The 15318-nt window shown below is 52.8% G+C and carries 13 protein-coding genes; 5 read left to right on the forward strand and 8 right to left on the reverse strand.

From position 1 onward, the window contains the following. Window positions 1-177 precede the first annotated feature (177 nt). The 3 genes from hpt to ilvB form a co-directional block, all read right to left on the reverse strand. Window positions 178-702, reverse strand: a complete 525-nt coding sequence (hpt, locus tag AB1L42_RS09045) for a hypoxanthine phosphoribosyltransferase (protein WP_367053537.1) — start codon at window positions 700-702, stop codon at window positions 178-180. Between the two features lie 9 nt (window positions 703-711). After that, a complete protein-coding gene (gene aroF / locus AB1L42_RS09050; protein WP_367054820.1) occupies window positions 712-1728 on the reverse strand; it encodes a 3-deoxy-7-phosphoheptulonate synthase in 1017 nt (338 codons plus the stop codon). Between the two features lie 652 nt (window positions 1729-2380). After that, window positions 2381-4198, reverse strand: a complete 1818-nt coding sequence (gene ilvB, locus AB1L42_RS09055) for a biosynthetic-type acetolactate synthase large subunit (protein WP_367053539.1) — start codon at window positions 4196-4198, stop codon at window positions 2381-2383. A gap of 147 nt (window positions 4199-4345) precedes the next feature. Between ilvB and AB1L42_RS09060 the strand changes: the two genes are divergently transcribed. The 3 genes from AB1L42_RS09060 to AB1L42_RS09070 all read left to right on the forward strand — a co-directional run bounded on the left by AB1L42_RS09060 (window position 4346) and on the right by AB1L42_RS09070 (window position 8164). Continuing rightward, window positions 4346-4714 (forward strand): hypothetical protein, encoded by a 369-nt coding sequence (locus AB1L42_RS09060; protein WP_367053541.1) that lies wholly within the window; start codon window positions 4346-4348, stop codon window positions 4712-4714. Between the two features lie 92 nt (window positions 4715-4806). After that, window positions 4807-7410 (forward strand): protein kinase, encoded by a 2604-nt coding sequence (locus AB1L42_RS09065; protein WP_367053543.1) that lies wholly within the window; start codon window positions 4807-4809, stop codon window positions 7408-7410. A gap of 508 nt (window positions 7411-7918) precedes the next feature. Next, window positions 7919-8164, forward strand: a complete 246-nt coding sequence (locus AB1L42_RS09070; protein ID WP_367053545.1) for a BON domain-containing protein — start codon at window positions 7919-7921, stop codon at window positions 8162-8164. A 76-nt stretch (window positions 8165-8240) separates the two neighbouring features. On the opposite strand, the gene AB1L42_RS09075 is transcribed toward AB1L42_RS09070, so the two are convergent. From AB1L42_RS09075 to hslV, 4 genes are all read right to left on the reverse strand, one after another. Then, window positions 8241-10043 carry a sulfotransferase gene (locus AB1L42_RS09075; protein WP_367053547.1) on the reverse strand — a complete coding sequence of 601 codons (1803 nt, stop codon included), beginning with the start codon at window positions 10041-10043 and terminating at the stop codon, window positions 8241-8243. Between the two features lie 72 nt (window positions 10044-10115). Then, complete coding sequence (locus tag AB1L42_RS09080) at window positions 10116-10385, reverse strand: twin-arginine translocation signal domain-containing protein (RefSeq protein ID WP_367053549.1); 270 nt, start codon at window positions 10383-10385, stop codon at window positions 10116-10118. A gap of 331 nt (window positions 10386-10716) precedes the next feature. Beyond that, entirely contained in the window at window positions 10717-12087 is a 1371-nt protein-coding gene (gene hslU / locus AB1L42_RS09085; RefSeq protein WP_367053551.1) for an ATP-dependent protease ATPase subunit HslU, read from the reverse strand. After that, window positions 12075-12629 carry an ATP-dependent protease subunit HslV gene (gene hslV / locus AB1L42_RS09090; RefSeq protein WP_367053553.1) on the reverse strand — a complete coding sequence of 185 codons (555 nt, stop codon included), beginning with the start codon at window positions 12627-12629 and terminating at the stop codon, window positions 12075-12077. The genes hslU and hslV overlap by 13 nt, the downstream gene beginning before the upstream one ends. Window positions 12630-12838: 209 nt before the next feature. Here hslV and AB1L42_RS09095 point away from each other — a divergent pair, with 209 nt between their 5' ends. Further along, the gene (locus tag AB1L42_RS09095) at window positions 12839-14149 is read left to right on the forward strand and encodes a PQQ-binding-like beta-propeller repeat protein (protein ID WP_367053555.1); all 1311 of its coding nucleotides are present in this window, start codon (window positions 12839-12841) and stop codon (window positions 14147-14149) included. Window positions 14150-14159: 10 nt separating this feature from the next. On the opposite strand, the gene AB1L42_RS09100 is transcribed toward AB1L42_RS09095, so the two are convergent. Continuing rightward, window positions 14160-14495, reverse strand: a complete 336-nt coding sequence (locus tag AB1L42_RS09100) for a hypothetical protein (protein ID WP_367053557.1) — start codon at window positions 14493-14495, stop codon at window positions 14160-14162. 283 nt (window positions 14496-14778) lie between these two features. Between AB1L42_RS09100 and AB1L42_RS09105 the strand changes: the two genes are divergently transcribed. Next, window positions 14779-15225 carry a DMT family transporter gene (locus AB1L42_RS09105; RefSeq protein WP_367053559.1) on the forward strand — a complete coding sequence of 149 codons (447 nt, stop codon included), beginning with the start codon at window positions 14779-14781 and terminating at the stop codon, window positions 15223-15225. Window positions 15226-15318: the final 93 nt, after the last annotated feature.

The following is a 15318-nucleotide window of genomic DNA, read 5'->3' on the forward strand; positions in this document are numbered from 1 at the left end:
GTGCGGATCAAGAGGTTCAGCCCATAGCCAAGCCGATAGTGATATGCGCAAGCGGCGAACTGAACTGGTGGGCAGAGGGGAAGAGCAAAGTCAGGAACTCAGATGGAGTTCGCTTGGACTCATTTGATATTATAACGACAGCGCACTATCGAATGAAAGCGGATTTAAGAAGGCCAATTAACTCTGTGGTGGAAGAACACCGATGTAAGGTAGGTGCCGATATTCTCCGTTGTAGTCGAGTCCGTATCCGACTACGAATTCGTCGGGAATTTCGAAGCAGTGATAATCCGGTCGAACGGGACCTTCGGTTCGAGACTTCTTCCAGAGCAAGACAGCGGAACGAATTCGGCGTGGCTGAAATCGCTCGAGTTCTCGCTGTACTTTTGTCATCGTTCGACCGGTGTCAAAAATGTCGTCGACAATCAAAACATCGCGACCACGAATCTCCGGGAGAGTGTCGAGGTTGATAATCAACTCTCCCGGATGTGTCGTTTCTCCGCGATAGCTTGAAGCTTGTATCAATCCAAGCTGGTGACGCACCGCGATCCGCCGCATCAGGTCGGTGACCAGGACGATACTTCCCGTCAGAATTCCAAGCACCGTCAATTCTGAGTCGACGAAATCATCGCTGATCTGGTGACCAAGTCGTTCGACGGCAGCATGGATTTCTGATTCGGAAATCAAGCAACGGACATCATGCATCGCAATGGCTCAAGACATTTTGTAATCGAGGGCGTCTGCAACTTTGCGACACTGCACCATGACTTTTTCGAAAGCTTCCGGAGTCAACGACTGGGCTCCATCGCTCATGGCGTTCTTTGGATCGGGATGGACTTCGATGATCAGTCCGTCCGCTCCGGCAGCGACAGCTGCGGTACACATTGGCGGAACAAGCGAAGCTATTCCAGTCCCGTGGCTCGGATCGATGACGACTGGCAAGTGAGTTCGCTGCCGCAGGTACGGGACAGTCGCCAGTGGAAGAGTGAATCGAGTATGGGCTTCGAATGATCGAATGCCACGCTCGCAAAGCGCAACTTCCTGGTTTCCTTGATCGAGGATGTATTCAGCTGCCAGCAAGAACTCATCCATCGTCGCTGAGGCCCCACGCTTAAGCAGCACTGGTTTGCGCACTTCACCCACTGCCTGAAGCAGATGGTAGTTCTGCATGTTTCTCGCACCGATTTGAAGAACGTCGGTGTACTTCGCAACCAACTCAACGTGATGAGGGGTCATCACTTCGGTGACGACAGCCAGGCCCGTTTCATCTCGGGCAGCTGCGAGTAATTTGAGTCCCTCTTCCTTCATGCCCTGGAAAGCGTAAGGGCTTGTCCGAGGTTTGAACGCTCCCCCACGAAGGCCCGTTGCTCCCGCTGCTTTGACTTTGCGAGCGGATTCCATGATCTGCTCTTCACTCTCGACCGAACAAGGCCCCGCGATCACGCCGACGTTGCCGCCTCCCATGACGAGATCACGAACTCGAATGACCGTTGGCTCCGGTTTCGTCTCCGAGCTGGCGATTTTGTAGGGGGCGAGGATCGGCATCACTTTTTCCACTTCGTCGTATGACTCGAGTGCCTCGCGGCCACCGTCGCGTTCATCACCGACAGCTGCGATGACCGTTCGCTCAGTCCCTTCAATGACATGTGCTTTTAAGCCCATTTTCTCAACGCGAGCGACCATGGTCTGAATCATTTCAGGGGTCGGGTGTGGTTTCATCACTACGATCATCGAATTGTCCTTGTTCACTTCCAAGAGATTCACACCGGAAGGTTGGCGTTGTGTTGGTAAATGGTGGTGAGCTGTTTCGCTCATCAAGTCCGTGGGAGTTGTGAAATCGTGCTGAAACACCGAAGCCCCTCCGTCTCTGGGGTGCAGAGATCAATTGAAGTTGGTCTTCAGATAAACCGCACGTCGTCAGTTTCGTTTCACGTCAACTTGCCGGAATAAATCAGGGAGAGTTGAACCGGAAAAGGATTGAATCGGGTTTGTATCAACAAAAAAAAGGCCCTGTTTCCATTCAGGAATCAGGGCCTTTGTTGCTGAGTCGTCATTCAAACGTTCACGGTCAACCGCCCCGATTTGCTTTAAAAGCAAACCAATAATACCCGCTAAACCAGCTCGCCAATTGTGACGACTGGAATGAAACGAGTGATGGGACGCAGTGAACGAGCATGTTTTTTCGCTTGTTTATCGATCGATCTCTAAAATTTGGTGAACGAGGATCTGCTCTATTTTCAGGAACAGAAAATCTCAGTCGTGCAATCACATAAAGTGAGATCGATCGACGGATGCTAGGAGCCGTGAGGATCGGAGTCAACACAATTCATCTCGCGGGGACCCGTGAGACACTATTGAACTGACGGAATCCGCCGGTTCTTTGTTACTCGGTGATGATATCTCGAGCGGTTCCGCCCGCTGGGATCATTGGCAACACGTGTTCCTGGTATGGGCAAATCACGTCGAGCAAATACGGACAATCCGAGTCCAGCATCTCTTTCAGAGCGGCTGGGAATTCTGCTTTGCTGCGAACTTGCTTTGCTTTGATTCCGAAGCTTTCCGCCATTTGAACGAAGTTCGGATACGTTTCTTCGTAATGGCTGCCGCTTCCTTCACCGAGGGCTTCTGGATGATCGACTGGACCGAGGTAAGTATGAGCTCGGCGTCCATCCATGAATCGGTCTTCCCACTGCACAACCATTCCGAGGTGCTGGTTGTTCAACAGCAGGATTTTGACCGGAAGCTTTTCGCAGTTGAGTGTTGCCAGTTCCTGAATGTTCATCAGGATCGATCCGTCGCCGTCGATGTCGACCACGAGTGAATCCGGGTGGGCTGCCTGCACTCCCATCGCTGTTGGCAGACCGAATCCCATGGTGCCGAGGCCTGAACTGGAGAGCCAGTGTTTTGGCTTACGGAACTTATAGAACTGGGCTGCAAACATCTGGTGCTGACCGACACCGACACAGATGTACGGGTCGCGCTCAATCGTTTGCTTCCAAAGTTCATCAATCGCGTACTGCGGCAAAATCAGGTCGCCAGCATCGGCGTAACTGAGCGGATACTTTTCTTTCCACTCGTTGATCTGCTTCCACCAGTCGTCTGTCTGCGGGACATCCTGATCGGTGAATTCGCGATTGAGGTTTTCAAGGAACAATTTCAGATCTGCGACGATTGGGAAATGAGCTTCCTTGTTCTTGTTCATCTCGGAAGGGTCGATGTCGACATGGATGATTTTTCCATGCTTCGCGAACTCTTCGAGTTTGCCAGTCACGCGATCGTCGAAGCGAACGCCGAAGGCCAGCAGGAGATCAGCTTCGTTCACAGCGAAGTTGGAATAAACCGTTCCGTGCATCCCCAGCATGTGAAGAGACTGTGGATCGTCACCAGGAAATGAACCGAGCCCCATGCATGTCATGGTCACAGGGATATTGGCTTTCTTGGCGAAAGCAGTCAGTTCTGCTGCTGCGTCGGAGTTAATACATCCGCCGCCGACGTACAGAACAGGGCGTTTCGAGCGACGAATCGCTGCAATCACCTGATTGATTTGTTCCGGGGCGACCTGACGACGTTCCGGATGATAACCGGGCAGATACATGGGTGGGTCGTAGTCGATTTCTCCATCCGCTTTGGAGAGTTGGATGTTCTTCGGGAAATCGATCAAAACTGGACCGGGTCGACCAGTTTTCGCAACGAAGTAGGCTTCCTTGACGATGCGAGGAATGCTTCGGAGCGCTTCCTGAACAGATGCTTCATCGTCTGGATCTTCTGCCGTGATCATGTAGTGATGTTTGGTCACAGCGCGGGCGATTTCGACGATCGGCGTTTCCTGAAACGCATCAGTCCCGATCACTTTCTGCGGGACCTGCCCCGTAATGGCCAGCATCGGAACGCTGTCCATCTTGGCATCGGCAATGGCGGTGACGAGATTTGTCGCTCCCGGACCACTGGTTGCCATGCAGATTCCGACTTCGTCGCTGGTGCGTGAAACACCCTGAGCTGCGAATCCGCCACCCTGCTCATGTCGCGGCAGGATGGTCCGAATTTGATCGCGATTTTTTCGCAATGCCTGATGGAGAGGCATGCTGGCGCCACCGGGGTAAGCGAATACGCTTTGAGCTCCCTGACGGATCAACGCTTCAACGAGAATTTCGGCTCCGGTGAGGGCACTCTTTTCAGTTTTCGGTTCCGCGACTGTCGACACAACAATGCCTTCTGCTGATTTGCATGTAAAGATATGGTGGTGCGGGGCAATTTCCCTGATAACCACTGAGTAGTAAGTGTAACGAAATCCAATTCCGACGACGAGAAAAATCAGACAGCAGTTTCCCGAAAACGTGGCAGTCAATCAATGCGTGGCACAATCGGTCCATTGTTCCAACAGTTTTTGTCGATGGGATTGTGGGGCGCTGGTCGAATCCCGCTCGCCGTGTTGGGACGGAGGCTGCCTGACTTCGTCTTCACTGCCGACACAATTGGCCAGCAGCAAAAAGTTTACGCCAAAACGAGAATGTCAAATTGCACGCCGGAGTACGCTGTACATCGAGTCGTGATCAAGTTTATCCTCAATGGTGGAGTATTTCCCGTAATCGCCACATTGGACCCCTTCGAGAGTGTCCGGTTCGGTCGGATGTCACAGGGAATTCATGAATTAGAGCATTTTTCGAGGTGGTCTTCGCAAATTCAGACAAGCGAACTGGACGACAAACTAGAGACGTAGACCAATTGGGCTCGCAAGCCGGAGCATTACGCTCTTGAGAGAGTTTCCAGTCTCAATACCGTGAACATTGACGTTTTCAGCATCGATCAGAAATGAATGCGACAACCGGAACACCCCTGGAATCTCTGATTGTCACACTCAAAAGAAGCGGACTGATTGACGCTTCCGTGCTGACGCAGACTGTCAACGATTTTCGACAGCAAGAGGGGGCGACGGGACCGGAGGACCTCGCCAACGTCCTGATTGAGAAGGAACTCATCACTCCCTGGCAAGCTGCCAAACTTCTCAAGGGAAAACATCGCGGATTTTTCCTCGGCAAATACAAGCTGCTTACGCTTCTCGGAAAAGGAGGCATGAGTACGGTTTACCTGGCCGAGCACGTTGTGATGAAGCGGCAAGTCGCGCTCAAGGTGTTGCCGCACAAACTCGTTCAGGATTCTTCTTATCTGGAACGGTTTCATCGGGAAGCTCAGGCTGTTGCAGCTCTTGATCATCCGAATATCGTTCGCGCGTACGACATCGACTCAGAAGTAGATGGCCAATTGGAAATCCATTTCCTGGTGATGGAATTCATTCCGGGGCACAATTTCTTCGAACTCGTCAGAGCACTCGGTCAGCTCGAACCGCTGACCGCTGCGGACTACATCCGCCAGGCAGCACTCGGACTCCAGCACGCACACGATGCTGGGCTCATCCATCGCGATATCAAACCCGGGAACTTCATCGTCGACGGGGCGGGTGTTGTCCGGATGATGGATCTTGGACTCGCGAAAGCCTTTCGGAAGGATGAGGATTTTTCACTCACCGTGGCCAACGACGAAAAGGTGCTCGGCACGGCGGACTATCTTGCTCCGGAGCAGGCAGTCGACAGCCACAATGTCGACACGCGGGCAGACATTTACGCGCTCGGCTGTACGTTCTACTTTTTGCTCGCCGGACGGCCACCTTTCAACGAAGGGACCTTGGCCCAGCGACTTCTCGCTCATCAGTCCAAAACACCCAAGCCCGTTCATCGAGTCAAAAAAGAGGTGCCGGTTGAGCTCAGCGATCTCATCATGCGGATGATGGTCAAAGATCCCCAAAAACGAGTTCAAACCGCCCAGGCAGTGGCTGATGAACTCGCTGCGTGGCTTGAAACAAACGAAGAAGAACCATCCGGCGACTCCCTTGCCCAGTTGGAAACACCGACCGTTGAGTCACTCCTGCGAAACAGTCGCAGCGATGGAAACGACGATGCTCCCGACGAACTCGTCGATTTTCTTTCCCGCCTCGACAGCAATGTGATGACGGACTCGCCGACCGGAGTGAGTAAATCAGACTCAACGATCAGAAGACGAGGAAAAGAGCCGGACAGCACCGTGCATGTCACTGCTGATTCGAGCAAGATTACGCGTCGGTCTTCGAGTTCCATCACTTCCTCGCACTCTTCTTACCGATCGCGACGTTCCAAGTCGATCAGCCCTTTCTGGATGTGGGGCGGTGGAGGCATCGTTCTGGTCGTTCTCTGGTTGATGTTTTCCGGAGATGGTGCTGAGCCCGAGCCAAATCAACCTCCCGCGCCGCCAGTTGTTGAAGAGGACCAGGCAGAAGAGTCGATTGAACCGCTTTCAAAAATCACTGGCGACACGATCACTGTTGGGCCGTCAGGTAATTTTCGAAGTTTGCGACCCGCTCTTCAGTACGTGTTGAAACAAGATCCGACGAAGCGGCGCTTTCAGAAAATACAGGTCGCTGCAGGCGAAACCTTCGAAGAACACCTCGTCATCGACAACTCGGGGCTGGGACAGTTCCCGCGAGGATTCGAAATCACCGGCGACGAGTCAGTACCTCCGGTCATCACCGGGAAGAATTCTTCTCTTCTGAGTTTGAAGTCAGTGGAGGGGCTCACCGTTTCGAATCTCGTCTTCGATGCTGCGGAGTGTCCGAGCGCGATCAGCATCGCTGGCTATTCGACCGGGACGACATTCAGGAATGTCACGGTTCGAAACATTGGCCAGCGGGGCATCCAGTGTTTCGGAGTGAGTGGACTCGCCCAGCAACCGGTGACTTTCGAGAATTGCCGATTTGTATCGGATCAGCAGCCGGTAGTTGCGATCCAATTCACATCGGAGTCGTCGATTGAAGCCAGCTTCTCCAGCACGCGACACGTCCGGATCAAGCAGTGCCGATTTCTTGGGCAGTTCGATTCGGATGTGCAGCTGAACGAAGACCTGGAAGACTTGATCGTCGAGCGATGCATTTTCCAAGGAGCTCAAGCTGCGATTCGGTTTGCAGGCAGCGAGCGATCCATCATGGGAGCTGTTATCAGCAACAACACCTTCTACCAATGTGCTCGGGGAATTGTGATTGAATCGGGACAGGTCGATCGGATCTCTGGCATGAGTTTCGTGCAGAATCTGTTTTTTGAGACCCCGGATGGCGAAGTGACCACCCGTTCACCCAATGTCTCGCTCGCCGAGATCGGAAAGAATGGCCCGCCCACTCGGTCGAACTGGTCGACGGGTTCCAAGCAATCCGCCTCAGAATGGCTGAACATCTTCGAAGATGCGGGGCGGCTCGATGTCGACGGTCTCGACTTTGTTTCGTTGGATCCAGAATCCGGCGATTTTCTGAAGCCGTCCAAACCCGATCTGCGGTCGCCGGTCGAGACTCCCTTCCGGGGAGCAAAGTTCATCGGGGCGGTCGAATCTCGCTAGACCCGCCTGATTTTGATCTGCTCGAGGCACGATGTCGTCGTGGATCAACATCGCTCTCTTGATCCCTGGTTTCGAGCGGCTTCTTCGAGGTGAAGTGCTGTCTGGGCTCGATGCTGATCTGATTACTCCATGACCCGGTGTGCATACTTTTCCAGCAAAATTCTTCTCAGAGAAACAGAGCTGCCCCTTCTATGACTGCTTCTTGAGGGGAGCGGCCAGAAAAAAGAGGAGACGCTTGTCCAGTTTTCGCGTTCTTGCAGAAATTACAAGAAATCCGCTTCTACACCCGACGACAGCAATTTTCAGGCAGCTTTTTGAGACGCGATCGAAGCGGGCACCCCGAATTTCAATCGCAACGTAGTCGTCAGCTCGGTCGGGGCGAAGGAACTTCCCCCTAAAATCAACGAGTCGGCATGGGACGTGCTAAATCGAAGGCGAAAGCATGGTAGGGCGCTCGCAATTCCTCGATCTGCCATCAAACGTTCCCCCATAAGAAACAGGGTCTTGGGTGAGTGAAGTGAATGCCAACATTGACTGTATTAACTCCGGTGATCTCGTAACACGCGTGAAATTGTCTCTCGGAAAGCTGAGCTATCATCAACTCGATGATGTGAGCTGCAGCATCGATGGAGGCAACCAAATCACGTTGTCAGGCAAGTTACGGTCCTATTACTTGAAGCAGATCGCCCAGACCATTGCCCAAAAAGTTCCGGGAGTTGCGTCCGTCCAAAATGACATTCTGGTTATGGATTGACGGCGTCGATTTCGCGAGGCTTGAAGAGCGAATCGTGCATTGAGTCGGAAGCAACCGCTTGGATATCAAAGAGGCTTCACTGATCTTCGTAGCCAAGGATGCGACGAGTTGGGCCCAAGACTTCGTCAGCGATTCCGAGAACTTTTGGATCCCGAAAGTTCTCGGAATTTCTCCAGACACCCGATTGCCCTGAACGGCGAAACTGAAGCTTTCCGGTCTTGGAGTAATTCTGGAAGTCATGTTTCTTGACGACTTCTTCAATCTCCGGATCTGCTCGTTCTGCAGAGATCAGTTCACAACACTTCTGCAATGATTGAACTGGTTCGGCCAGCAGTTCTTCATACGAAAGACGCAGTCGCTGCGTGCTCGGGAACCGATCGTAAGCTGAGGCAGCTGCTTCCATCGCATTCCGTATGTGTGACGCTGTCCGCCGCACATTGGCTTCCGACAGAGGATCTTCACTGTCGCCGAACTGTGTGTTCCAACTCCCCGGTTTTTGCAGATCGAGGTACGAGTCGAGAGTGTCGAACGGGTCGCGGACGAGGAAAATGAGTCGAGCAGTCGGAAAGAGTGGGTGAAGCCAGCCGAACAGCTCGGGAGTGTTCACTTCTTTTACGACGAGAGCGTGACGGCCAAAATCGGGATACCGATCCCCGACCATCTCGTAAAAAAGTTTCCGCAGCCCGCTGAGCCAGGTGCGCAGGTACTTTCGAGAAAAGAACGAGGCGTTTCGGTCGAGTTCTTCCGGCCTGTCCTGCAAGTGTTTCAGAAAGCGCCCGAAGTAAGGTTCGTGCCATCTGCGAATCCCAGGCAAATCTCCCAGCATCTCCGCGAGCCATGTGGAACCAGTTCGCCCGCTCCCGATAATCCAGGCCAAGCGGTGTTCTTGAGTTTCAGCGACATGAGCTTCGGAGAATTGCTCTCGCAAGCTGTTGATGAGTTGTTCCGCCCGATGGGTGTATAAGTCGGAGGAAGTCGTCTTTTCTTTAGCTCGAACAACGTTCGCGACCCTCGTCTCGGAATCTGTCACAAGTGAGTGAAAGTGTTGGACTCCTTCGTCTGGCGTTTCGAATTCAGCAACGCTCTCACCAAAGATCGAACCAACTTCGCTTCTCTTCGGCCCGCTCAGCAAAGCGGCGTGACCAAACGCTGTCACTTCGAATACCCTCGGATTCGGGGACTGTGCTGTTTCTGATGCTCGAAACAGGTTCAACACGACTTTGGAGTTGGCGTAGATTTCACACTTTTCAGCGAAGTCAATTGTTCCCGGACGCAGAGACACCATTTGAAACTTCGACAGTTCCTCATGCCCAGCGACGAACTTGCCAGCGATCAGAAAAGGAAGCCGGTGCTCTTCACAGTGTTCGGCAAATTGTATCAACCACGGGACACGGTCTTCGAACACAGTCCCAACAAATGAAAGGGCAAAGTGGGGATTCTCGAGTCGAGGCAGATCTGGAAACTCGGGTGATGCTGTCGGAAGGTATTGGACCCCGTCAACTGCACAAGTCCGTTCGTTCGAAAAGCGAACGCGGTAGACCTGCTCCGCCTGCGGAATCTCTTCGTAGGGATCGTCGGTTGCGACAAGCACCGTCGGAATTCCGGCATTCAGGATTGATCGCGGAACGCGGGCCCTCTTTCCTCGAAAATACAAACCGTCGATGAACACGACGCAATCAATTCGCTGATCGCAGTCCAAAGCCGTTCCAATGAGGTCCGAACAGACACCGTCCGGGCTGAGAACTTTCAGCATCGAAAATGTCGGATACGGGATGACTTCGATGCCCTGATACGACAAAGCAATTCGGTAGCCTTCCCAGACATCACGCGTCGAAAAATTCGCAGAGCCAGCAACGAGAAGTACTTTGGAAATTGCCACGTCGTGCGATCATTTCAGATTAGAAAAGTGGGCACCACTCGATTGACCGGTCACGAAGATTTTGAAGATTGCCTAAGGTGCCACATCGTTGTACGTGTAGGGAATGTGATTTCCGACGCCCCATTCTTGCAGTTGGGTCAACGTCTCAACCGGCTTGTCGATGGCATCTGTCTTGAGAGTCAGTCCATACAGCCCGGCGGCAGCCGTCGAGGTTAACGTCGTGTATTTGATGAAGTCACGTCGAGTCAATTCGGATGATTGAGCTTGGCCGCTGTCACTCTGTTGCGACTGTTCAGAGTTTGCGTCAGGTCGATCGGACGACTCTGAGTTCCGGTTTGCCATCGTTGCTGCCCTTCGTTCTTCAGACGCCTTCGAAGTGATCTCAAACCGGTTTCGAACTGAGAACTTGAACTCCTCAGATGAAATACAAATGGTTTGAGGACCCTTCCTCGATTGCGATGAAAGTTCCCGCTGATGCTCTCTGGCCGCAGTGATGATCGAGCAAGACATTCACTCAGGAAGAAAACATCGTCTTCAGAATGTCTTTCGAAGCATCAGAATTCAAGCGTAAGCGGCGAAATGGACTGATGCCTCCATCTCATTTCACGACCATTGTCAGAGTTGAGGCGAGCAAGACTGCGCTCACCAATCGAAGCTTCCCCCTAGGGAACGTCTACAGGATGAACTTACTCAAGTCTTCAAGCTGTGTGGCAGAAGCGAGCCGCTCGTTGACGTATTCGCGAGTCACGACAACCGTTTGCCCTTTCAAGTCCGGTGCATTGAAGCTGACATCTTCCAGCAATCGTTCCAGAACCGTATGCAGTCGACGAGCCCCAATGTTTTGGGTCGTCTGATTCATTTGGAAGGCGAGGTCAGCCAATGCGCTCAGGCCGTCTTCCTCGAAATTGACCTTCACCCCTTCGACTTCAAGCAGAGCGGTGTACTGCCGAGTCAGCGAACTCGCTGGTTCGGTAAGAATTCTCAGGAAGTCCTCTTTGGTCAGATCTTCCAATTCCACACGAATGGGGAATCGACCCTGAAGCTCCGGCATCAGATCGGAAGGCCGACTTCGATGAAAGGCCCCGGCTGCAATGAAGAGCATGTTGTCAGTCTTGACGTTGCCGTAGCGGGTTTGAACCGTTGTCCCCTCGACGATGGGGAGCAGATCTCTCTGAACACCTTGTCGACTGACGTCCGCATTCTTCGAGCCTTCCGAACCGCCAGCGACTTTGTCGATTTCGTCGATGAACACCATGCCGGAGTCTTCAGCGAGTCGGATGGCTTGTTCGTGAATCGCGTCAGGGTCCATCAACGCTTCGACTTCCTGATCGAGCAATAGCTCACGAGCTTCACGCACCGTCACACGCCGCTGCGACTGTTGCCGTGGCATGATCTTGTCAAACATGTTTTGAAGATTGACATCCATCTGTTCGGCGCCGAGATTCGAGAATACCTGGACGGGTGACTGTCGCTGTTCGAGGCGGATGTCGATTTCGCGATCTTCCATTTCTTTGGCAGCGAGCATTTCGCGAAACTTCTCGCGAGTCCGCTGATGACGTGCCTCCGCGTCGGCGTCTTCAGGCCAGTTTCGTTCGGTCGGCACCAGAAGGTCGAGAATTCGCTCTTCGACATTGGCTTTGGCACGTTTTAAGACAGCCTCACGTTTGTCGATTTTGACGAGCTGGATGGCCGATTCCACGAGATCGCGAATCATGCTCTCGACGTCCCGGCCGTAGTAGCCGACCTCGGTGTATTTGGTCGCTTCCACCTTGATAAATGGAGCCCCTGTGATACGAGCCAGACGGCGGGTGATTTCAGTCTTACCAACCCCGGTTGGTCCGATCATCATGATGTTCTTGGGGGTCACTTCCTTGCGAATTTCATCGGGAAGCCGTTTCCATCGCCAGCGATTGCGAAGTGCGATCGCGACAGCCCGTTTCGCGTCCGCTTGACCAACAATGTGTTCATCGAGTTTGGCGACGATCTCTTTAGGAGTGAATTCCAGCTGTTTTGAAATCTGTTCTGCTCGACTTAGCTCTGACACGTCAGTTCCTCAACAATTAACTCTTCATTTGTGTAGACATCGATCTCGGACGCGATCTTCAGCGACTCGCGAACGATCTCACCGGCTGCCAGGTCTGAATGTCGCAGCAGGGCGCGGGCAGCGGAAACTGCGTACGGGCCGCCTGATCCAATTCCAACAACACCATCAGTTGGGACGACCACATCCCCTTGTCCGGTGATCAGAAGTTGATGTTCTGAGCTGATCACAATGATCATCGCCTCAAGCTTCCGCAGCATTCTGTCCGTTCGCCAGTCACGCGCCAGTTCTGTCGCAGCACGCGGTAAGTTGCCAGGAAAGTCGCGAGCCTTTTCTTCGAACCGTTCCAACAGCGCGAAGGCATCTGCAGTCGATCCTGCGAAGCCGACAATCACCTCGTTGTTCAGGATTTTGCGAATCTTGCGGGTGTCGCGTTTGAGCACCATCTGTCCGTAGGTGACTTGACCGTCGCCCCCAATCGCAATCTTTCCGGCGTGCTTCACAGCCAGAATTGTTGTGGAATGAGTTTCAATTTTCTTCGACATGAACTCTTGTCCGGATTCAGAACTCGATGGGGCAATCAATGCTCAACCATAGAAAGGTACCACTCGCGCGGGAAGACATACGTCGCTGAGAATTTTCAGAAGCCGCACTCGCTAATTCGAGTTCTTTCAGAACGGCGATCTGAGGTTGACGGATCACTCGATTCGAAATAGAGAAAGAGACCGCGATCGAGAAATTGGAGTCAATGAGGATGTTTCGCCGACGTTTCTTGAGGTTTGAATTGCCGAATCGACTCCGTTGCGCCGTCGCTGTGCTTCCGATTCTGATTTGCACGAACCTGCCTGCCCAAATTCGAGAGTGGCCTCAATTCCGCGGACCAGCAGGGCAGGGAGTTGTGGACGATGTCTCGCTTCCGATTAAGTGGGATGAAGAAGATGGAGTCGTCTGGAAAGTCGACATCCCCGGTCTTGGTCACTCGTCGCCCGTGCACAACGGAGAGACGATCTGGGTCACCACCGCCACGGAAGATGGAAGAATTCTCGGTGCTGTCTCCATCAATGCTGCCACTGGATCGATCGAACAGAATCTGACGATCTTCGAACCGGATGCTGTTGAAGAGATTCACCACGACAACAGCTATGCCTCGCCGACTCCAGTACTGAGTGGAGACAGATTGTTCGCCCACTTCGGAACTTACGGGACAGCCTGTATTGATTGCCGTTCTGGAAGAAAACTCTGGGAGAGAACGGACCTTCCGGTGGAGCATCAGGGAGGGCCGGGGAGTTCTCCGGTGCTATACGAGGACCTGTTGATCATCACGTTGGATGGAGCACAGGAGCAGAAACTGGTTGCCTTGGACACGTCGGATGGATCGACTCGATGGACTCGAAACCGTTCTGCGCCCTTCCGGACAAATCCGATTACACATCGAGCGTTTTCAACTCCGCTCATCTGCGAATCAGGTGGCAAGCGACAATTGATCAGCACCGGGGCTGATCAATGTCATGCTTACTCACCGGACGACGGAAGTGAATTGTGGCATATCCGGTACACCGGATTTTCGAACGTGCCTCGCCCTGTCGTTATGGACGATACCGTCTTCATTTGCACCGGTTTCTTCCAACCGGAAATCTGGGCTGTCCCGACTAATGGCAGCGGCGAACTGGAAAGATCAAATCGTATTTGGAGTCATAAGAGTTCCGTGCCCGATACGCCGTCTCCTGTGGTGGTCGAATCCGATGACGCTGCCATTGTTGTGATGGTCTCCAATAAAGGAATCGTGACAGCTCTGGATGCGTCGACAGGGAAACAAGCATGGAAGCTCCGGATTGGGGGAAACTTTTCTTCGTCTCCAATTTCTGCAGGAGGCCTTCTGTACTTTTGCAGCGAAGAAGGTGTGACCAAAATTGTTGATCCACACCTCTCCAAACCGCGAATCATTCAAGCGAATCGATTGCCGGGCAGAATCATGGCTTCTCCCGTTGTGATTGATCAGGATCTCTTGATTCGAACCGAGAGCAGTCTCTACAGAATCTCGGATGAGGGAGATCGAAAGGACTGAGCAAAACGCGTCAGTTCAAAATCTTGACTCGCATCGATGGTGGACGTTCTTTAGCTGTTCGTTCGTAGGAAACAATAAAGCATCGATTCCCCAGAGATAACCGGTCGCCCGGCATCAAAGCTCCAGAAGTGACGCTGACATCATTCACGAGCACCTCTTGAAATTCGGTCGATGCCCGGACTTCGATTTGTCCTCCGATGTCATTCATTTCGCAAACGCTGTGAAACGATTCTTGATGTGTGCATGGGGCGCCTTCGGTGTCGATGCACAGGAGTGCTGGAAACTGGTCGAACCTCATGACTCTACCCGTCGAGTTCCCGCCGACTTCATAAAGCCTCAGTCTCATTTCTAAACCCCTTCAAACTTTGGTCGGTCGAGCACATTCAACGAGAATGCACATGCGGTGCCAAAACTGAATCGCTATGCCGAGAGTTCTTGCCTCGAACGGCATAGTTCATCTTTTCAAAGAGCTGGCAGAGCGGTCTGAAGATCAGAGTGCTTGAATCTCAGCCATGTTCGCCTGATGATGCGGCAATGCCCTTCTCACATCTTGATGGAAGCTTTAGGCTGCGACGGAATTCGTCCCGACAAGAGAGTGAAATCTCCAACTTGAATCACGAAAGACTGATGTGAAGATTTTCGCCCTGATGTTCGTGACGGCTGTTGCTGCGTTTGTGATTCCGGTCCAGGCCATCGTCAACGGTCGCCTCGGGGAATCCGTTCAGAATCCGTTTCTCGCCGCCGTGATTTCGTTCCTCGGTGGGACAATCGTGCTGACGTTTGCACTGTTGATCTGGTCGCGTGGACTTCCCACCGTTCCCAGCGAAGTGAGTATTCCCTGGTATCTCTACACCGGAGGGCTGCTCGGAGCGGTGTACGTGACGACAGTGCTCTGTGTTGTCCCAACGTTGGGGACTGCAAATGTCATCGCTGCTGCGATCGTCGGTCAATTGCTTATGTCGCTGTTTATTGACCAGCTAGGCATCCTGGGGGCTCCTCAAGAGCCGATTTCGCTCATGAAAGTCTGCGGTGCCGTTCTCTTGATCGTCGGAACACTTCTCATCCAACGAGGATGATCCTGAGCTCGCGAAAACAGAGCTTGAGGGAATTTTAGAATTCCGGATATATTCCGAAGCTGGACCAATCGTCGTCGGAATCATGGCGTCGAT

This window comes from Thalassoglobus sp. JC818, from assembly GCF_040717535.1.
In the GTDB taxonomy this organism is placed as follows: domain Bacteria; phylum Planctomycetota; class Planctomycetia; order Planctomycetales; family Planctomycetaceae; genus Thalassoglobus.